At 73.8% G+C, this 17,219-nt stretch carries 18 protein-coding genes; 10 read left to right on the top strand and 8 right to left on the bottom strand.

The genetic code is table 11. The features are described 5' to 3' along the window. The first annotated feature begins 6 nt into the window (after nucleotides 1–6). From AOM46_RS35620 to AOM46_RS24850, 4 genes are all read left to right on the top strand, one after another. The gene (locus AOM46_RS35620; protein WP_062215317.1) at nucleotides 7–957 is read left to right on the top strand and encodes an ABC transporter permease; all 951 of its coding nucleotides are present in this window, start codon (nucleotides 7–9) and stop codon (nucleotides 955–957) included. After that, entirely contained in the window at nucleotides 954–1,787 is an 834-nt protein-coding gene (locus AOM46_RS35615) for an ABC transporter permease (protein ID WP_062215315.1), read from the top strand. Before AOM46_RS35620 ends, AOM46_RS35615 begins: the two co-directional genes overlap by 4 nt. A gap of 199 nt (nucleotides 1,788–1,986) precedes the next feature. Beyond that, complete coding sequence (locus AOM46_RS24855) at nucleotides 1,987–3,594, top strand: ABC transporter ATP-binding protein (protein ID WP_234314035.1); 1,608 nt, start codon at nucleotides 1,987–1,989, stop codon at nucleotides 3,592–3,594. A 34-nt stretch (nucleotides 3,595–3,628) separates the two neighbouring features. Beyond that, the gene (locus AOM46_RS24850; protein ID WP_062216229.1) at nucleotides 3,629–4,687 is read left to right on the top strand and encodes an LLM class flavin-dependent oxidoreductase; all 1,059 of its coding nucleotides are present in this window, start codon (nucleotides 3,629–3,631) and stop codon (nucleotides 4,685–4,687) included. Between the two features lie 23 nt (nucleotides 4,688–4,710). On the opposite strand, the gene AOM46_RS24845 is transcribed toward AOM46_RS24850, so the two are convergent. Then, entirely contained in the window at nucleotides 4,711–5,607 is an 897-nt protein-coding gene (locus AOM46_RS24845; RefSeq protein ID WP_062215313.1) for a LysR family transcriptional regulator, read from the bottom strand. A gap of 102 nt (nucleotides 5,608–5,709) precedes the next feature. Between AOM46_RS24845 and AOM46_RS24840 the strand changes: the two genes are divergently transcribed. The 3 genes from AOM46_RS24840 (at nucleotide 5,710) to AOM46_RS24830 (ending at nucleotide 7,466) form a co-directional block, all read left to right on the top strand. Then, nucleotides 5,710–6,114, top strand: coding sequence for a nuclear transport factor 2 family protein (locus AOM46_RS24840; protein WP_062215311.1), 405 nt, complete (start codon nucleotides 5,710–5,712; stop codon nucleotides 6,112–6,114). A gap of 42 nt (nucleotides 6,115–6,156) precedes the next feature. Next, the gene (locus AOM46_RS24835; protein WP_062215309.1) at nucleotides 6,157–6,411 is read left to right on the top strand and encodes a hypothetical protein; all 255 of its coding nucleotides are present in this window, start codon (nucleotides 6,157–6,159) and stop codon (nucleotides 6,409–6,411) included. A 77-nt stretch (nucleotides 6,412–6,488) separates the two neighbouring features. Further along, entirely contained in the window at nucleotides 6,489–7,466 is a 978-nt protein-coding gene (locus AOM46_RS24830; RefSeq protein WP_062215307.1) for a PAC2 family protein, read from the top strand. A 125-nt stretch (nucleotides 7,467–7,591) separates the two neighbouring features. On the opposite strand, the gene mshC is transcribed toward AOM46_RS24830, so the two are convergent. The 5 genes from mshC to AOM46_RS24805 all read right to left on the bottom strand — a co-directional run bounded on the left by mshC (nucleotide 7,592) and on the right by AOM46_RS24805 (nucleotide 12,257). After that, complete coding sequence (gene mshC, locus AOM46_RS24825; protein ID WP_062215305.1) at nucleotides 7,592–8,821, bottom strand: cysteine--1-D-myo-inosityl 2-amino-2-deoxy-alpha-D-glucopyranoside ligase; 1,230 nt, start codon at nucleotides 8,819–8,821, stop codon at nucleotides 7,592–7,594. An 81-nt stretch (nucleotides 8,822–8,902) separates the two neighbouring features. Further along, a complete protein-coding gene (locus AOM46_RS24820) occupies nucleotides 8,903–9,748 on the bottom strand; it encodes an SCO1664 family protein (protein ID WP_062215303.1) in 846 nt (281 codons plus the stop codon). Further along, nucleotides 9,709–10,302 carry a DUF3090 domain-containing protein gene (locus tag AOM46_RS24815; RefSeq protein WP_062215301.1) on the bottom strand — a complete coding sequence of 198 codons (594 nt, stop codon included), beginning with the start codon at nucleotides 10,300–10,302 and terminating at the stop codon, nucleotides 9,709–9,711. The genes AOM46_RS24820 and AOM46_RS24815 overlap by 40 nt, the downstream gene beginning before the upstream one ends. Before the next feature lie 64 nt (nucleotides 10,303–10,366). Then, nucleotides 10,367–11,059: an MSMEG_4193 family putative phosphomutase gene (locus AOM46_RS24810; RefSeq protein WP_062215299.1), complete on the bottom strand. Its 693-nt coding sequence runs from the start codon at nucleotides 11,057–11,059 to the stop codon at nucleotides 10,367–10,369. Between the two features lie 148 nt (nucleotides 11,060–11,207). Further along, complete coding sequence (locus AOM46_RS24805; RefSeq protein ID WP_062216227.1) at nucleotides 11,208–12,257, bottom strand: LLM class F420-dependent oxidoreductase; 1,050 nt, start codon at nucleotides 12,255–12,257, stop codon at nucleotides 11,208–11,210. A gap of 85 nt (nucleotides 12,258–12,342) precedes the next feature. Between AOM46_RS24805 and AOM46_RS24800 the strand changes: the two genes are divergently transcribed. Then, nucleotides 12,343–13,329 (top strand): aldo/keto reductase, encoded by a 987-nt coding sequence (locus AOM46_RS24800; protein ID WP_062215298.1) that lies wholly within the window; start codon nucleotides 12,343–12,345, stop codon nucleotides 13,327–13,329. A 47-nt stretch (nucleotides 13,330–13,376) separates the two neighbouring features. Then, entirely contained in the window at nucleotides 13,377–15,278 is a 1,902-nt protein-coding gene (locus tag AOM46_RS24795) for an AAA family ATPase (RefSeq protein ID WP_062216225.1), read from the top strand. Nucleotides 15,279–15,305: 27 nt separating this feature from the next. Here AOM46_RS24795 and AOM46_RS24790 read toward each other — a convergent pair whose 3' ends face one another. Continuing rightward, nucleotides 15,306–15,989 (bottom strand): hypothetical protein, encoded by a 684-nt coding sequence (locus AOM46_RS24790; RefSeq protein ID WP_062215296.1) that lies wholly within the window; start codon nucleotides 15,987–15,989, stop codon nucleotides 15,306–15,308. A gap of 47 nt (nucleotides 15,990–16,036) precedes the next feature. On the opposite strand from AOM46_RS24790, the gene AOM46_RS24785 reads away from it, so the two are divergent. Further along, the gene (locus AOM46_RS24785) at nucleotides 16,037–16,225 is read left to right on the top strand and encodes a DUF5703 family protein (protein WP_062215294.1); all 189 of its coding nucleotides are present in this window, start codon (nucleotides 16,037–16,039) and stop codon (nucleotides 16,223–16,225) included. Nucleotides 16,226–16,356: 131 nt separating this feature from the next. On the opposite strand, the gene AOM46_RS35950 is transcribed toward AOM46_RS24785, so the two are convergent. Next, a complete protein-coding gene (locus AOM46_RS35950) occupies nucleotides 16,357–17,076 on the bottom strand; it encodes a chaplin (RefSeq protein WP_062215292.1) in 720 nt (239 codons plus the stop codon). Nucleotides 17,077–17,219: the final 143 nt, after the last annotated feature.

The following is a 17,219-nucleotide window of genomic DNA, read 5'->3' as shown; positions in this document are numbered from 1 at the left end:
GCGGCGATGGGACGTTATCTGTTACGGCGGCTGCTGCAGGCCGTGTTCGTGCTGTGGGCCGCCTACACGGTCTCCTTCGCGGTGCTCTACCTGCTGCCCGGCGACCCCGCGGAGATCATGGTCGCCGGCGGCGGCGACGGCATCGACATATCCGACGAGCAGCTGGCCGAGGTACGCGCTGAATGGGGCCTGGACGCGCCGCTGACCAGCCAGTACCTGGACCGGCTGACCGATGCGGTCGGCGGCGATCTGGGGGTCTCCACCCAGACCGGCGAACAGGTCGTCACCATGATCGCCGACCAGCTGCCGGCGACGCTCCAACTGACCGCGACGGCCGGCGCCCTGGCCGTGCTGCTGGGCGCGGCCGTGGCGCTGGCCGGGGTGTACACCGGCCGGCCCTGGCTGCGTCAGCTGCTGCTCTCGCTGCCGGCGCTCGGCGCCTCGGCGCCCACCTTCTGGGTGGGGCTGCTGCTGATCCAACTGGTGTCGTTCCGCTGGGGGTTGCTCCCCGCGATCGGGGACCAGGGCTGGCGGAGCCTGATCCTGCCGGCCGTCACCCTGGCGCTGCCGACGGCGGCCGTGCTGGGCCAGGTCCTCGCCAAGAGCCTGGCCACCACGCTCGCCGAACCGTATGTGGAGACCGCGCTGGCCAAGGGCGCCAGCCGGGCCAGGGTGCTGCTGCGGCACGCGGTGCGCAACGCGGCGCTGCCCGCGTTCACCGTCCTCGGCGTGCTGGTGGGGAACCTGCTGGCGGGCTCGGTGGTGGTGGAGACGGTGTTCTCCCGCACCGGCGTCGGCCGGATCACCGCCAACTCGGTCACCGTCCAGGACATCCCGGTGGTGCAGGGCCTGGTGGTGCTGGGCTCGGTCGCGTTCGTGCTGGCCAGCCTCGCCGTCGACCTGGTCTATCCGCTGCTCGACCCACGGGTCACCGCCGGCCGGGCGGTGGCGCGGTGAGCGCGCTCGCCCGCCGGGCGCGGGCCCTGTCGCGCGGCCCCGGGCTGCTGCTCTCCCTGGTGCTGCTGGCCCTGGTCGCGGTCGCCGCGCTGACCCCCGGGCTGCTCACCGGGCACGATCCGCTGGTCGGGGTGCCGGCGGACAAGCTGCGGCCGCCCAGCCTCGACCACCCCTTCGGCACCGACCAGTTGGGCCGCGATCTGCTGTCCCGGGTGGTGCACGGCACCGGCGAGACGCTGCGCGCCACCGTCCTCGCCGTGGCGATCGGGCTGGTGCCGGGATCGCTGATCGGACTGCTCGCCGGGCATCTGGGCGGCTGGGTGGACGACGCGCTGATGCGGCTGGCCGATGTGCTGCTGGCCATTCCCGGGCTGCTGCTGTCGCTGGCGCTGATCACCGCGCTCGGCTTCGGCACCACCAAGGTCGCCGTCGCCGTGGGCGTGGTCGGGGTGGCCGGGTTCGCCCGGGTGATGCGCTCCGAGGTGCTGCGGGTGCGGGAGAGCGGCTATGTGGAGGCCGCGCTGGCCTCCGGCACCCGCACCAGCGGCATCCTGCTGCGCCATGTGCTGCCGGGCGCCAGGGGGCCGGTCGCGGTCTTCGCCGCGGTGGAGTTCGGCACCGTGGTGCTGGCCATCTCCTCGCTCAGCTTCCTCGGCTACGGCGCCGCTCCCCCGCAGCCCGAATGGGGCTCGCTGGTCGCCGGCGGACGCGACCATCTGGCCACCGCCTGGTGGCTGACCACCCTGCCGGGGCTGACCATCGCGGCGACCGTGCTGGCCGCCAACCGGGTGGCACGCGCCCTGGACCAGAAGCCGGGAGGGCTCTCGTGACCACAACGCCAGGAGGGCTCTCGTGACCCTGCGGAAGAACCCGCGCCAGGCCCCGCCGGCGGCCGAACGGGCGGCCGGCGAACGGCCGGTGTCCGAACGGGCGGCCGGCGAACGGGCGGCGCCGGAAGGGGCGGCGTCCGAACGGGCCACGCCCGAAGGGCCGTTGCTCTCGATCCGCGATCTGCGGATCTCCTACCGGATGCGCGGCGGCCCGGAGCCGGCGGTGCGCGGGGTGAGCCTGGACGTGGCGCCGGGCGAGGTGGTCGCGCTGGTCGGCGAGTCGGGCTCGGGCAAGAGCAGCACCGCGCACGCCGTGATCGGGCTGCTGCCCAGGGGCGGGGTGCTGGACTCGGGCCGGATCCTCTTCGACGGCACCGACCTGGCCACCGCCGACCCGGCCCGGCTGCGCGCGTTGCGCGGCCGGGAGATCGGCCTGATCCCCCAGGACCCGACCGTCTCGCTCAACCCGGTGCAACGGGTGGGCGGGCAGGTCGCCGAGGTGCTGCGGATCCACCGGCTGGCCGACCGGGAGACGGCCGGCGAGAGGGCCGTCGCCCTGCTGGAACGCGCCGGCGTGCCCCAACCGGCCATGCGCGCCCGGCAGTTCCCCCACCAGCTCTCCGGCGGTCTGCGGCAACGCGTGCTGATCGCCGTCGCGTTGGCCGCCGACCCCCGGCTGGTGATCGCCGACGAGCCGACCAGCGCGCTCGATGTCACCGTGCAGCGGCGGGTCCTCGACCATATCGAGACGCTCACCCGGGAGACCGGCACCGCCGTCCTGCTGATCACCCACGACCTCGCGGTCGCCGCCGACCGGGCGCACCGGATCGCGGTGCTCTCCCAGGGGCGGGTGGTGGAGACCGGGCCCGCGCGCCGGGTGCTCACCGATCCCGAACACCCGTACACCCAGGCCCTGGTGAGGGCGGCGCCCAGCCTGCGCGACACCCGCCCGGCGGCGGCGCGGCCGAGCCAGCCGGCGGCGGCCGAACCGCTGCTGACCGCCGACGCGTTGGTGAAGGTCTTCCCCGCGCAGCGCGGCGGCGCGCCGATCCGCGCCGTGGACGGGATCAGCCTGCGCCTGGCGCGCGGCGAGACCCTGGCCCTGGTCGGCGAGTCCGGCAGCGGCAAGTCCACCACGGCGCGGCTGCTGATCCGGCTGGCCGACCCTACCTCGGGCCGGGTCAGCTTCGACGGCCGGGACATCACCACGCTCCGCGGCGGGGCGCTGCGCCGGCTCCGCCGCCGGATCCAGTTCGTCCCGCAGAACCCGTACGCCTCGCTCAACCCCCGGTTCTCGGTGGCCGAGGTGATCGGCGAACCGCTGCGCGCCTTCGGCGTGGGGCCGCGCCGGGTGCGGGCGGCGCGCGCCGCCGATCTGCTGGACCGGGTCGGGCTGCCGTCCGGCATGCTGACCAGGCGGCCGGCCGAGCTGTCCGGCGGACAGCGTCAACGGGTCGCCATCGCCCGGGCGTTGGCGCTGCGCCCGGATCTGGTGGTCTGCGACGAGCCGGTCTCGGCGCTCGATGTCACCTCCCAGGCGCAGATCCTGGACCTCCTGGCCGAGCTGCGGCGGGAGTTGGGGCTCAGCTATCTGGTGATCTCCCACGATCTGGCCGTGGTCCGCCAGATCGCCGACCGGGTCGCGGTGCTGCGCCACGGGCGGGTACGCGAGGAGGGCCCGGCCGAACGGCTGCTGACCGCGCCGACCGACCCCTACACCAAGGAACTCCTGGCCGCGATCCCGGGAACACGCGCCCGCGTGCCCGGGGACGAGCAGTACACCGCCTCCGGCCGCACCCCCGACTGAGGCGGGGGGACCAGCCCCTATCCGAGGAGTCGTGTTGAAGTTCTCCGTGCTCTCCCTGATCGGTAACGCACCCCACCCACTCACCGGGGAACGGGTCCCGGCCGCGGAACGCCTGGCCGACGTCGTCGAAGTGGCCGTCGCCGCCGAACGGTTGGGCTTCGACGCGGTGGCCGTCGGGGAGCGGCACGCCGGGGACTTCCTGTCCTCAAGCCCGGGCGTGGTCCTGGCCGCCATCGCGGCCCGCACCTCCAGGGTGCGGCTGCTGACCGGCGTCACCGTGCTCTCCGTCCTGGACCCGGTGCGGGTCGCGGAGGAGTACGCCACCCTGGACCAACTGAGCCGGGGCCGGCTGGAGGTGGTGATCGGCAAGGGCTCCGAGGCGGGCCACTTCGGCCTCTACGGGCTCGACGAGGACCGCCAGTGGGACTATCTGGCCGAGAAGTACGGGCTGCTCCGTCGCCTCTGGCGCGAGGAGAACGTCACCTGGAGCGGCGAGTTCCGGCCACCGCTGGCGGGGGTGACCACCGTGCCACGCCCGTTCGCCGGGCCGCCCCGGGTCTGGCACGGCTCGGCCACCAGCGAGATCTCCACCGAGCTGGCCGCCCGACACGGCGATCCGCTCTTCACCGCCAACGCGGTCCAGCCGCGCGAGGCCTATGTCCGGCTGGTGGACCACTACCGGCAGCGCTACGCGGACCACGGCCACGACCCGGCCCACGCCTATCTGGGCGCCGGCTCCGGCGGCCTCTACCTGGAGGACACCACCGAGCGCGCCATCGCCCGCTACGGTCCGCTCTACGAGGCGAGGGTGCGTCAGACGTTCAAACCCGAACTGGTCGGCAAACCCGGTTACAACACCCCGTTCCAGACCATCGAGGACGCCGTCGCGCACGGCCCCGCGCTGATCGGCGACCCCCAGCGGGTGATCGACAAGATCCTGGACTTCCATGTCTCCTACCGCCATGACCTCCTGTCCCTCACCGTGGACGGCCTGGGCCTCAGCCGCACCGAGCAGATAGAGACCCTGCACCGCTTCGCCGAGGAGATCGCCCCGACGCTGCGCCGCGAGGCCCCCACCACCCTCTGGGCCTGAGCCGCCGGCCGCCCACCCGCCGCCTACCCTCCGACGGGTTCCCGGGGTTCGCCGAACGACTCCCGGCAGTGCGCCAGCAGCTCCTGGAGGGCCGGGCTCTTGGTGGGCGCCGAGACCAGCGCCAGGATCGCGGGGATCTCCGCGTCGGTGATGGACACCGTCACCAGCCCGGGACAGCCGGCGAGCATCGAGGCGGACAACACCGCGACCCCGAGCCCGCGTTCGGCGAGGTTGACCACCGCGCCCGGTGCGGCGGCCTGCAGCGCCACGCTCGGGGCGAGCCCGCGCGCCGCCGACGCCCGGTCCAGCACCGCGCGGATCCCGGTGCCCCGGGGCAGACAGATGACCGGATGGGCGTTCAGCTCGGCGAGGGTGACCCCGTCCCGCCCGGCCAGCGGATGGCCGGGCGGCACCGCGGCGACGATCGGCTCGCTGATCACCTGTCGGCCGTCCAGATCCGCCGGCATCCGGCCGGCCGCGCCGATCAGCGCCAGATCGACCCCGCCCTCCCTGACCTCCTCGACCAGCTTCGCCGAATCGTCCTCCACCAGGCTGATCTCCACCGCCGGATGCGCCAGGTGAAAGGCCGACAGGGCGTCGAAGAGCGGGGTCACCGTGCACGCCGTGACCATGCCGACCACCAGCCGCCCACGGACCAGACCGTTCATCTCGTCGACGGACCGGCGCAGCGCCTCGACGGCCGCCAGCACGGATCGCGCATGGCCGAAAACCACCTCTCCGACCGCCGTCAGGCCCGCACTCCGGCCGGAGCGGTCGACGAGCGTCGCGCCCAGCTCGTTCTCCAACTGGCGGATCCCCGCGCTGATCCCCGGCTGGCTGACATGCACCCGTTCGGCGGCCCTGGTGAAGTTGGCCTCCTCGGCCACGGCGAGGAAGTACCTCAACTGCCTGAATTCCATAATCCTGGATTATAGAACCGATCACAACGATTGATTGGACTTATTCCTCCCCGTCGACGGACCATGGTCGGGCCGGTACTCGCCCCGAGGAAAGGAACCGCCGTGTCCGAGAACGTCGCCGACAGGGTCGCCGAGAACGTCGTCGCCGAGAACGAGAAGGCCCTCACGCCGGAGGACCTCACCCGCCTCTTCGTCGAACGCGCCAACGCGGGGGACGCCGCCGGCCTCGCCGCGCTCTACGAGGAGGAAGCCGTGATGGCCTACCCGCCGGGCAGCGTCACGGTCGGCCGGGAGGCCATCCGCCAACTGTGGGAGAAGGTGCTCGCCAACGCGCCACGCTTCGAGCCGGAGCAGCCGCTGCCCACCCTCGTCCACGGCGATATCGCGCTGACCGCCACCCCGCCCCGGGACGGTTCCGGCGCCCGCGCGCAGGTGGTCAGGCGGCAGCCGGACGGCAGTTGGCAGCGCCTCATCGACCAGCCGGAGTTCCGCCCGCCAACCGACTGAGCCGGCCGCCCCACGGGCCGGGAGCGGCCCGGCGCACGGCGGTTGACCTCCCGGCCCGCCGCCGCGCCGGCCGCCCGGCGTGAACAGATCAGCGAGTACGCCGACTTCGCCACCCGCCGGGGCGGCCGTCACGGCCCGCGCCCCGGGCATATGCCCGGTGACCTGCCGCGCACCGGCCGCCCGGGGGCCGGCCGGGGGCCGTGCGGCGCCCCTCCTTCCGACCCCGAGGGCCGCATGGACAACCGTGCCCCCCTGCAGGCGTACGAGGACGGCCAGCTGGGCACGGTCACGCCGTAGGCTGGGGCCGCACGGATGACTTATGGCAGCCGGGATTCGGACACGACCGTCCCGTCCCGGCCGGGAGGAGGCGCTGGGTGATCGAGCTCGACGGAGTTCCCGAGCTGGTTGACCCGGTCATGGTGGCCGCGTTCGAAGGCTGGAACGATGCTGGTGACGCCGCCTCCGCAGCGGTGGCTCACCTGGAACGGGAATGGAAGGGCGAGGTGTTCGCGGCGCTGGACGCCGAGGACTACTACGACTTCCAGGTCAACCGGCCGCATATCTGGCTGGATGGCGGCGTACGGCGCATCACCTGGCCCACGACCAGACTCTCGGTGGTGCGCATCGGTTCCGAGGACGGCCCGGTCAGGCGCCGGGACCTGGTCCTGGTGCGCGGCATCGAGCCCAGCATGCGCTGGCGCTCGTTCTGCAACGAGATCCTGGGCTTCGCGCACGAGTTGGGCGTGGAGATGGTGGTGGTGCTGGGCGCCCTGCTGGGCGACACCCCGCACAGCCGTCCGGTCCCCGTCACCAGCGTGACCTCGGACGAGGATCTGGCGCGCACCCTCGATCTGGAGGAGTCCCGTTACGAGGGGCCCACAGGCATCGTGGGCATCCTGCAGGAGGCGTGCGGACACGCGGGCGTCCCGGCGGTCACGCTCTGGGCGGCCGTTCCGCACTATGTGGCCCAACCGCCCAACCCCAAGGCGTCGCTGGCCCTGCTGCACGCGTTGGAGGATCTGCTGGGCCTCGGCATCCCGATGGGGGATCTGCCGGAGGACGCCAGGGCCTGGCAGATCGGCGTGGACCAGCTGGCGGCCGAGGACAGCGAGGTCGCCGAGTATGTGAAGTCCCTCGAAGAGGCCAGGGACACCGCGGAGTTGCCCGAGGCGTCGGGCGAGGCCATCGCCAAGGAGTTCGAGCGGTATCTGCGCCGCAGGGACGGCCAGCCGCCGCCCGGCGACCAGAGTTCCTATCTGCGGGATCCGGGCAGCGGGCGCACCCGCCGCCGACGGCCCCCGGAGGGCGATCCCGGGGCGACGGAGCCGGGCGGCAAAGAGCCGGAGGAATAGCCGCCGGCCACCCGGAACAACCGGCGACGCGCGTCAACTTCCGAGCGCTGTTACGGAAGTTGACGCGCGTTGCGGCACGTCGGGGGCCCGCCGTCCCGGCATGTCCCCGACGGCCGGACGTGACGCTAGAGCGCGACGCCGAGCAGCGCGTCCACGGCCCGGGAGACCTGCCCGGGCCCGCCGGTCTCCGTACCGCCCTCGCGTTCCTGTGTCTCGACCCAGCGGTCGACGGCCGCCAGCGCCCCGGGCGCGTTCAGATCGTCCGCCAGCGCCGCCCTGAGCTCGGCGATCAGGCCGTCGGCCGAGGGCCCCTCGGGGCGGGACACGGCGTGCCGCCAGCGCGCCAGCCGGGCCACGGCCTCGGCGAGCACCGCGTCCGTCCACTCCCAGTCGGAGCGGTAGTGGCGCCCCAGCAGGGCCAGCCGGATCGCGGCCGGGTCGACACCGTCGTTCCGCAGCTGCGAGACCAGCACCAGGTTGCCCTTGGACTTGGACATCTTCTCGCCCTGGTAGCCGACCATCCCGGCATGCACATAGCCCTGGGCATAGGGGAACTCGCCGGTCAGCACCTGCGCGTGCGACGCGCCCATCTCGTGGTGCGGGAAGACCAGGTCGGAGCCGCCGCCCTGGATGTCGAAGCCCATGCCCAGATGGTCGAGCGCGATGGCCACACACTCCACGTGCCAGCCGGGACGGCCCGGGCCCAGGGCGCCACCGTCCCAGGACGGCTCCCCCGGCCGCACGGCCCGCCACAGCAGCGGGTCCAGCGGGTTCTTCTTGCCGGGACGCTCGGGATCGCCGCCGCGCTCGGCGGACAGCTCCCGCATCAGCGCGGCGTCGAACCCCGACACCGAGCCGAAGCGCGGATCCGACTCCACCGAGAAGTAGCAGTCGCCCTCAAGCTCGTAGGCCGCCCCCGCGGCCCGCAGCCGCTCGATCACCGGCACGATCCGGGGTATGGCCTCCACCGCGCCGACATAGTGCTGCGGCGGCAGCATCCGCAGCGCGGTCATGTCCTCACGGAAGAGCGCGGTCTCCCGCTCGGCCAGCTCGGTCCAGTCGACGCCGGTGGCCGCGGCCCGCTCCAGCAGCGGATCGTCGACGTCGGTGACGTTCTGCACGTAGTGCACCTGGCGTCCCGAGTCCAGCCACAGTCGGTACACCAGGTCGAACGCGGTGTAGGTGGCCGCGTGTCCCATATGGGTGGCGTCGTAGGGGGTGATACCGCACACATAGAGTCGTGCGACGGGGCCGGGCTCCAGGGTGCGGAGACGGCCCCTCGATGTGTCATGGACCGTGAGATCTGGGCCCTGACCGGGCAGAACGGGAACCTTTGAGGCGGGCCAGGCATACATGCCACGAGCCTAACCGCAGCCGGGTGCCGGGCACGACCTCGCCTCCGACCCCACGCGGGCCGGCCCCGTCCGGTAGGCCCCCTAGACCAGCGGCCAGGGGATCGCGGGCCACTCGCCGCTCGGCGCCGGATGGCTGCCGGCGGCCAGCAGCGCGGCAACCCGTTCCCTGACGGCCTGACACTCGGCCTCGGTGAGCAGCTCGCCCAGCCGGCCGAACAGCGGCCGGTCGTCCGCGAGTTCGGCCGCCAGCCGGCCCAGCGCGACCCGGATCTCGGCGGGCAGCGGCTCCCCGGCCCACCCCCACAACAGGGTGCGCAGCTTGTTGTCGACATGGAACGTGACGCCGTGGTCGATGCCGTAGAGCCGGCCGTCGGGCAGCGGCAACAGATGCCCGCCCTTGCGGTCGGCGTTGTTGATCACCGCGTCCAACGTGGCCAGCCGCCGCAGCCTGGCGTCGTCGGCGTGCACCAGCAGGGCCGTGCGCCCCTCGGCCACCTCGGCGAAGCCGACCGCCTTCCAGCCGGGCTCGGGATGCTCCCCCTCGACCAGCGCCAGCAGGCTCTCGGCACCCCGCGCGAAGTCCGCCGCCTCGGGCGCGGGACCCACCCAGAGCTGGCACATCCCGTCCCCCAGCGGGCCGTCCCGCAGCACGGTCGGCGGCACCAGATCCCAGCCGAGCGCCCGGCACACCTCGTAGGAGGCGACCTCGCGCTCGGCCAGCGTGCCGTCAGGGAAGTCCCACAGCGGGCGCTCCCCCGAGACCGGCTTGTAGACGCAGCGCAACCGCCGACCGGCCAGCTCGACCTGTCCGTAGAGCACCGCGTTGGAGGCGTCGGTGATCCGCCCCACCACCGTCAACTCGCCCTGGGAAAGGACCTCCTGGGTGGTCACGCCCTGCTGCGACGGTATCCGTTCTGGCGCGGACATACATGTCCCTCCGGGTCGAGCGGCAGGCTGCACAACGGGCAGGGCGGCCGGCCGGCGTTGACGACGTCCAGGGCGCGTTTCGCGAAGGCGCGGGCCATGGTCCCGCTGAGCCGGACCCGCAGCATCGGCGGACCGTTCTCGTCGTCCCGCAGCAGCCGCTCCTCGGCCTCGGCGAACTCCTCCTCGGACTCCGCCTCCAGCTCGACCAGCGCCTGCGCCTCGACGATCAGGCGCTCGGCCTCCCCGTCCCAGGCCAGCGCCATGGTGCCGACGCGGAACTCCTCATCGACCGGGGAGGCCAGCGGGGCGGTGTCGGTCAGCTCCGAGGGCGCCACGGCGGGGACCGAGGTGTTGCCGCCCGACCGCCTGACCACCTCGTCCAGCAACTCGTCTATGCGCTCGGCGAGCGCCTCCACCTGTGCCTTCTCCAGGGCGACACTGGTGGTCCGGCCCGCCGCCGACGCCTGCAGGAAGAAGGTACGGCGGCCAGGCAACCCGACAGTCCCGGCGACAAAGCGTTCGGGAGGGTCGTAGAGGAAGACCTGACGGGACACGTACTGCTCCGGGGGATTGATTGCTGGGACACGAGCACCCTACTGCCCTTGGCGATCACTCCGCCTAGGCACCGCCGCCCACCGGGGTCTCGGTGGACTCGGCGGTGTCCCTGGCGGCGGCCTCGGTGCGCGGCACGAACTCGCCCAGGTCCCCGGTGTCGCCGAAGCGCAGCAGCAACGGCGGTTCGGCGTAGCGAATCGCGGTGATCGAGGCGGGATGCGGCAACAGCCGCTGGAACAGGTCGAGATGCATGCCCAGGGCGTCGGCTGCGATGGCCTTGATGTTGTCGCCATGGGTGCACATCAGCCAGATCGCGTCCGGGCCGTGCTCCTCGCGCACCCGGGCGTCCCAGTCCCGGACGGCGTCCACCACCCGCCCCTGCACGGCCCGCAGCGACTCCCCGTCGGGGAAGACCACGGCCGACGGCTGCGCCCTGACGGTCCGCATCAGTGGGCTTTCGGCCAACTCCTTGAGCGGCTGGTTGGTCCACTGCCCGTAGTCGCACTCGGTGACCCGCTCGTCCTCGTGGAGAGGCAGCTCGGGGCGCGCCTCGGCGAGCGGCGCCACCGTGCGCGCGCAGCGCAGCAGCGGGCTGTGCACGACCAACGCCAACGGAATCCCGGCCAGGCGCTCCGGCAGCGCCCTGGCCTGCTCCTGTCCGTAGGAGTCCAGATCGACGCCTGGGGTACGCCCGGCGAGCAGGCCGGAGGAGTTGGCGGTGGTCCGGCCGTGCCGGAGAAGCAGCAGCGTGGGCATGCCGACCAGCCTAGAGCAGCCGACCGGGGCGGCGCGGCGGGCCCGGGGGGAGGTAATCCCCCCGGGGGGTGCGGTGTTGAACCCGTTGAAACCCGTCGAACCGCCCGGGGCGCGCCTCGGGGCCTCGGGGCCTCGGGGCCTCGGGGCCTCAGGCGAGGCCGGCGCGTTCCAGGGCGGTCACGCCGGCGCGCAGCGAGGCCAGGCGCTCCTCCAGGGTCAGTCCCGCCGGTGCCAGGGAGAGCGTGGTGACGCCGGCCTCGGCGAACGCCCGCATCCGGTCGGCGATCCGCTCCACCGGGCCGATCAGGGTGGTGGCGTCGATCAGCTCGTGCGGAACGGCGGCGGCCGCGCCCGCCTTGTCCCCGGCGAGATACCGCTCCTGGATCGTGTCGGCCGCCTCGCCGAAGCCCATCCGATGGGCCAGCCGGTGGTAGAAGTTCTGCTTCCTGCTGCCCATCCCGCCCACATAGAGCGCGGTGTACGGACGGAAGTGGTCGGCGAGCGCCGCGAGATCGTCACCGACGGCCAGCGGAGCCGTCGGTACCAGATCGAACCCGTCCAACGTCTGACCGTTCTTGGCGCGGCCGGCCCGCAGCGGCTGCAGCGTCGTCTCCTCGGCGTGCTCGGGGGAGAAGAAGACCAGCAGCGCGCCGTCGGCGATCTCCCCCGTCTGTTCGAGGTTCTTGGGGCCGATCGCCGCGATGTAGACCGGGATCCGCTCCCGGATCGGGTGCACGGTGAGCTTGATGGGCTTGCCCGGCCCTTCGGGCAGCGGCAGCGTCCAGTGCTCGCCCTGGTGGCTCAGCCGCTCCCGGGACAGCGCCTTGCGGACGATCTCCACATACTCCCTGGTGCGCGCCAGCGGCTTGTCGAAGCGGACGCCGTACCACCCCTCCGAGACCTGGGGGCCCGAGACGCCGATGCCGAGGCGGAAGCGCCCGCCGGAGAGATTGTCCAGGGTGGCGGCGGTCATCGCCGTCATCGCCGGGGTGCGCGCCGGGATCTGCAGGATGGCGGAACCGACGTCGATCCGCTCGGTCTGCGCGGCCACCCAGGAGAGCACCGAGGGGACGTCGGAGCCGTAGGCCTCGGCCGCCCAGCAGACCGCGTAGCCGAGCCGATCCGCCTCCTGGGCCACCGCGAGGTTGTCCGCGTCCATTCCCGCACCCCAGTAGCCGAGGTTGATCCCAAGCCGCATGAGCATCCCTTCACCGACGCCTACTCACCGGTAACGCACCGGTCCCTCGGACTGTAGCGCGTGGCCGCAAGTACGCTCAACGCCCATGGATCTCAGGCACCTCGGCCATACCGGCCTGCGCGTCTCCCGGCTCGGACTCGGCACCCTCACCTGGGCCAGGGAGATCGACGAACGCGGCGCCGCCGAGCTGCTGCGGGCGTTCTGGGAGGCCGGGGGCACCCTGCTGGACACCGCCGACGTCTACGCGGACGGCGGCGCCGAACTGCTGATCGGGCGGCTGCTCGACGGCCTGGTGCCGCGCGAGGACCTGGTGATCGCCACCAAGGCCGGCAGCGTGCCCGATCCGGACCGCAGGTTCGACACCTCGCGCGGCCATCTCCTCGGCGCGCTCGACGCCTCGCTGCGGCGCCTGGGCACCGACCATGTCGACCTCTGGCAGGTGCACGCCTTCGACCCGCACACCCCGTTGGAGGAGACCCTGCAGGCGGTGGACGCCGCCGTCAGCAGCGGGCGGGCCCGGTACGCGGGGGTCTCCAACTTCTGCGGCTGGCAACTCGCCAAGGCCGCGACCTGGCAGCTGGCCGTGCCGGGCGCGGCGACCCGGCTGGCCAGCACCCAGATGGAGTACTCGCTGCTGCAACGCGGGGTGGAACGCGAGGTGTTGCCGGCGGCCAGGAACCTGGGCATCGGACTGCTGCCCTCGTCCCCGCTCGGGCGCGGGGTGCTCACCGGCAAGTACCGCGACGGGGCCAGGCCCGCCGACTCCCGGGGCGCCGACGAGGTACTGGCGCCCTTTGTCGCGCCCTATCTGGACGAGACGGCGGGCCGGGTGGTGGACGCGGTGGCGATAGCGGCCGACGGCCTGGCGGTGACCCCGGCCCAGGTGGCGCTCGCCTGGGTACGGGACCGGCCCGGCGTGGTCGCGCCGCTCATCGGCGTTCGCACGGTGCGCCAGCTCGACGAGGCGTTGTCAGTGGAGGGACTTAGTCTTCCCGATGAGATCCGCCGGGCGCTCGACGATGTCTCAGCCCCGGTGCACCACTACCCCGACCAGGACTGGAGTTCCCTGTGACCTCGGAGAACGCCCCTTCGGCCGCGGACCGGGCCGCGGATCCGGCCGTGGACCACGCCGCGGATCCGGCGGCGGCGCTGCGGGCCGCGGTGCGGGCCGTGGAGAGCGGGGAGCGTCCCGCCGCCTCCTTCTTCAACCGGCCGGCCCCGCCGCCCAGGCCGCCCGCGGCCAGGGCCCAGAGCCCGGCGGCGCCGGCCGCGCCGCCGGCCGGGGGCGGCCCGGCGGCGGTGCCGCCGGGGCTGCCGGCGCTGCTCGCCGCGGGCGGCGCGCCCGAGGCGCTGGCGGCGGGGGTGGCGGCCGCGCTGGGCGAGAGCGCCGAGCAGGAGCTGCGCGCCGACCCCTGGCGGCTGCTGGCCGCGCCAGGCGTCCAGCCGCACCAGGCCGACGAGTTCGCCAGGGCGCTGCTCGGCGCCGAGGCCGGCCCGGCGGACGAGCGGCGCGGACAGGCTCTGGTGGGCTGGCTGTTGGAGCGCGCGGCGCTGGTCGGGCACACCGTGCTCACGCCCGGCGCGCTGGCCGACGGCCTGGCCGAGCACGGGGTCCCGGCGCCGGACGAGGCCGTCGGGGCCGCCGTCGAGGCCGGCGCCCTGCTGCTCTTCCAGGACCGCGACGAGGACGCCCCCGAGCCGGCCGAGGGGGAGGCCCCCGCCGTGCGGGTCTCGGTGGGGCTGGACCGCTACGGGCTGGCCGAGGAGAGCCTTGCCGACGGCCTCGCCCGGCTGCGCGGCACGTTCGAGCCGCCGGCCGGCCCGGCGGCCGCCGGCTGGGCCGAGGCCGGCGCGGCCGCGCCAGGCCCCTCGGCGGCCGAGCTGATCGCGGCGGTGGCGGCGTCGGCCGTGGTGGTGCACACCGGCGGCGAGACGGCCAAGGCCGAGCCGGTCGCGCTGGCGGCCGCCGCCGGCGCGCTGGGCCTTCGGGTCTGCCTCGCGGCCCATCAGGCGGACGGGCGGCGGCGGTTGGCCGCCGCGCTGGGCGCCGAGGCCGCCGAGGCGGCGGTCACGGTGGCCGGGCTGCTCGCGGGCCGGGAGGGGCCGGCGCGGGACGCCGAGGGTCTGTGGCCCGTCGATCTGCTGGTGGTCATGGATGCCGGCCTGTTGGGCGCCGAGCCGGCCGCCGCCCTGGTCGAATCGCTGCCGGACGGCTGCCGGCTGGTGCTCAGCGGCGATCCGCTGCTGCTGGGCTCGGCGGGCCCTGGGCAGGTGTTGGCCGATCTGCTGGCCTCGGGCGGCTGCCCCCGCGTCGTCTCCCGCACCCCCGATCCCGGCCCGCTGGGCGAGTTGGTCTCCGGCGTCGGCGTCGGCGAGCTGTCGCAGGTGGCCGCGCCCGAGCGGGAGGTGGTGATCGTCCCGGTCGGCGATCCGGGCGAGGCGGTGCACCGCGCGGTCCAGTTGGTCGCCGAGTCCATCCCCCGGGCCTTCGGGACATCGGCCGACGAGGTGCAGGTGATCACCGCTTCGCACGGCGGCCCGCTCGGCACCCGCGCGCTCAACGCGGCCGTCAAGGAACGGCTGAACGCGGGCCCCGGGCGGTTCGCCGGCTTCGATCCCGGCGACCGGGTGGCGTACTCCCCCGCCCCCAACCACACCCGGCTGGCCACGGTGGTCGAGGCGGACGCCGAAGGGCTCTGGCTGGCCGACGGGGCGGGGCGGTTCGCGGTGCCGAAGGACGCGGTCGCCGGCACCCTCAGGCCCGGCTGGGCGATCACCGCCCACCAGGCGGCCGGGCTGCGCTGGCCCGCCGTGGTGGTGGTGCCGCCGGGCGAGGCCGGAGGCGTGCTGGATCGCCGCTGGGTGTACACGGCGTTCGGCCGGGCCGAGCGCCATCTCTCCGTGGTGCGGGGCCCGGGCCCCGCGTTGGCGGACGCGGTGGCGGCGCCGCCGAGGGGCGAACGCGCCACGCGGCTGCGCACGTTGCTGCGCGAGCAGCCGCGGTCGGACACGGCGGGCTGAGCGGCGCTCGGGTCCTGCCCCAGGGGGTCAGGACCCGAGCCAGCGGGGCACCTCGTCCACCGCGTCGAGATCGTCGTCGTCAAACGCGTCGCTGATGTCGAAGCGGCAGATCACCCGTTCGGGATCGACCGCGTCGAAGGGCGACGCCAGCCATTCGCCCGGCTCGGCCGGCTCCGGCTGGGCGGTCACCCAGAGCGTGGCGTCCCCCTCCGCGAGGCCGAACTCCTCGTGTCGGGAGGCGATCTCGTCCGGGTCGTACTCGCCGAAGAGCACCCCGATCGCGGCCCTGACGCTGCGGCCGGCCGGCGCCTCGGCCGCCGGCTCGGGCGCCTCCGCGTCCTCGGGATCCAGCTCGGCGACCCGCTCGGCCTGGGCGATCACCCGTTGCGGCTCGGCGACGGTGTAGTCGCGGCGGAGGAAGACGCTCAACACCTCCGGGTCCTCCGGGCCCTCGTAGGTGGCGCCCTCGGAGGCCGGCACCTCGAAGGGGGTGACCTCGTCGTAGACGTCGTACAGCAGCTCGTCGTACACCTCGCCCGCGGCCGCCATCTCGTTGAACGCGGCGAAGACGGCGGCGTCAGCTGCCTCGATCTCCGCCTCGGGGGCCGCCGCGCGTCGCTCAATGGCGGCCAGGTGCCGGTCGAGCGCTTCCTTGAGCGCGTCGGCGGCGGCGCGGACTTCGGCAGCCGTCGGCTGCACAGCATCAGACATGGTGCAGACGGTATCGGCATCCAGGGCTTGCCCGCACAATAGATTCGATGCCGGAATATGAGTTTCGCGATGTGTATGTGCCACGTGGGGTCTCCCGCGCGGCCACCACACGCCTGCTGACCGAACACGCCGAGTACGGACACTGGGAGTTGGCCAAGCTCCGCCTGTATCCGGACGGCAGCCGCCGGGTACGTCTCAAGCGCCGCATCATCCGCCAACTCAGGGCCACCTGGTGAGCCATGGGACCGGGTGACGAGCGGCTGGGTGCCCGGGCGCCGACGCGCGGCGTCCGGAGGCATGGCGACGAGTGGGCCCGATGTCGGGTCCCACTCGTCTGGGGTGGCCGATGGGCTCGGCCCAAGCTGCCTCAGCCCTGCTGAACCGACCGTGACCTGCGGTACAGCAAGGTGCCGCCGAGCAGCAGACCGGCGCCCAGGGGCAGCGCGGCCACCAGGGCGAAGTTGCTACCGGTCTGCGCCAGCTGGGTGCCCTCCCCGCTCGGGGTGGGCTCCTCGGCCGGCACCACCTCGGAGGTGTCGACCACCGGCTCGGTCTGCTCCACCGGGGTCTCGGGCCGCTCGCCGGGGGTCTTCGGCTCGTTCGGCTCCGGGTCGTTGGGGTTCGGCGCCGGCTGCTCGGGGCCCGGCTGCTCGGGCTCCGGCTCGGTCGGCTCGGGGAGTTCGCCGTTGGCGCAGCCGTTCCCGGAGGCCGAGTTGCCCACCCCGACGACCGAGACGCCGTTCCCACAGGCGTTCACCGGCACCTCGACGGGCACCTGCACCTGGTTGCCGGAGACAAAGCCCGGGGAGTTGCTCGCCGAACCGCCGGCCCCCGTGCCCCCGCCACCCGCGTTGACGCAGGTGTTGCCGAACGCCGGGTTCAGCAGACCCACCACGTTGACCGTGTTTCCACACACGTTGACGGGCACATGGATCGGCGCCTGAACGCTGTTCCCGGACACCACCCCGGGTGAGTTGGCGGCTCCACCCTCCGCCTCGGAGTCGGCCCAGGCCGCTCCACCGGAGGCGGCCAGCATGCCGCCGGCGGCGAATACGGTGAGCAGGCCGTTACGCGTGACCTGTCGCATGGTTGTTTCCCTGCCTTGCGTTGGGATGGGTCGCGGGGTGGGGGGTGAGGGCACCCGCGCCCGACGTAGAGCCCTGAGCGGTCCCGGAGCGTGTGCGCACGCTCCGGGACCGCTGGCCCAAGCCCTCGTGGAGATGGGGGAGT

The sequence above is a fragment of the Streptomyces sp. NBRC 109706 genome, assembly GCF_000974485.1.
GTDB lineage: Bacteria > Actinomycetota > Actinomycetes > Streptomycetales > Streptomycetaceae > Streptomyces.
The sequence above is the reverse complement of the archived record's forward strand: the minus strand, read 5'-3'. Positions and strand labels throughout refer to the sequence as shown.

What these genes read in the sequence shown, in the direction of transcription:
- AOM46_RS35620 (WP_062215317.1), top strand. Translation starts at nt 7, where the DNA reads ATGGGACGTTATCTGTTACGGCGGCTGCTGCAGGCCGTGTTCGTGCTG.
- AOM46_RS24855 (WP_234314035.1), top strand. Translation starts at nt 1,987, where the DNA reads ATGCGCGGCGGCCCGGAGCCGGCGGTGCGCGGGGTGAGCCTGGACGTG.
- AOM46_RS24845 (WP_062215313.1), bottom strand. Translation starts at nt 5,607, where the DNA reads ATGGAATTCAGGCAGTTGAGGTACTTCCTCGCCGTGGCCGAGGAGGCC.
- mshC (WP_062215305.1), bottom strand. Translation starts at nt 8,821, where the DNA reads ATGTATGCCTGGCCCGCCTCAAAGGTTCCCGTTCTGCCCGGTCAGGGC.
- AOM46_RS24820 (WP_062215303.1), bottom strand. Translation starts at nt 9,748, where the DNA reads ATGTCCGCGCCAGAACGGATACCGTCGCAGCAGGGCGTGACCACCCAG.
- AOM46_RS24810 (WP_062215299.1), bottom strand. Translation starts at nt 11,059, where the DNA reads ATGCCCACGCTGCTGCTTCTCCGGCACGGCCGGACCACCGCCAACTCC.
- AOM46_RS24805 (WP_062216227.1), bottom strand. Translation starts at nt 12,257, where the DNA reads ATGCGGCTTGGGATCAACCTCGGCTACTGGGGTGCGGGAATGGACGCG.
- AOM46_RS24800 (WP_062215298.1), top strand. Translation starts at nt 12,343, where the DNA reads ATGGATCTCAGGCACCTCGGCCATACCGGCCTGCGCGTCTCCCGGCTC.
- AOM46_RS24790 (WP_062215296.1), bottom strand. Translation starts at nt 15,989, where the DNA reads ATGTCTGATGCTGTGCAGCCGACGGCTGCCGAAGTCCGCGCCGCCGCC.
- AOM46_RS24785 (WP_062215294.1), top strand. Translation starts at nt 16,037, where the DNA reads ATGCCGGAATATGAGTTTCGCGATGTGTATGTGCCACGTGGGGTCTCC.
- AOM46_RS35950 (WP_062215292.1), bottom strand. Translation starts at nt 17,076, where the DNA reads ATGCGACAGGTCACGCGTAACGGCCTGCTCACCGTATTCGCCGCCGGC.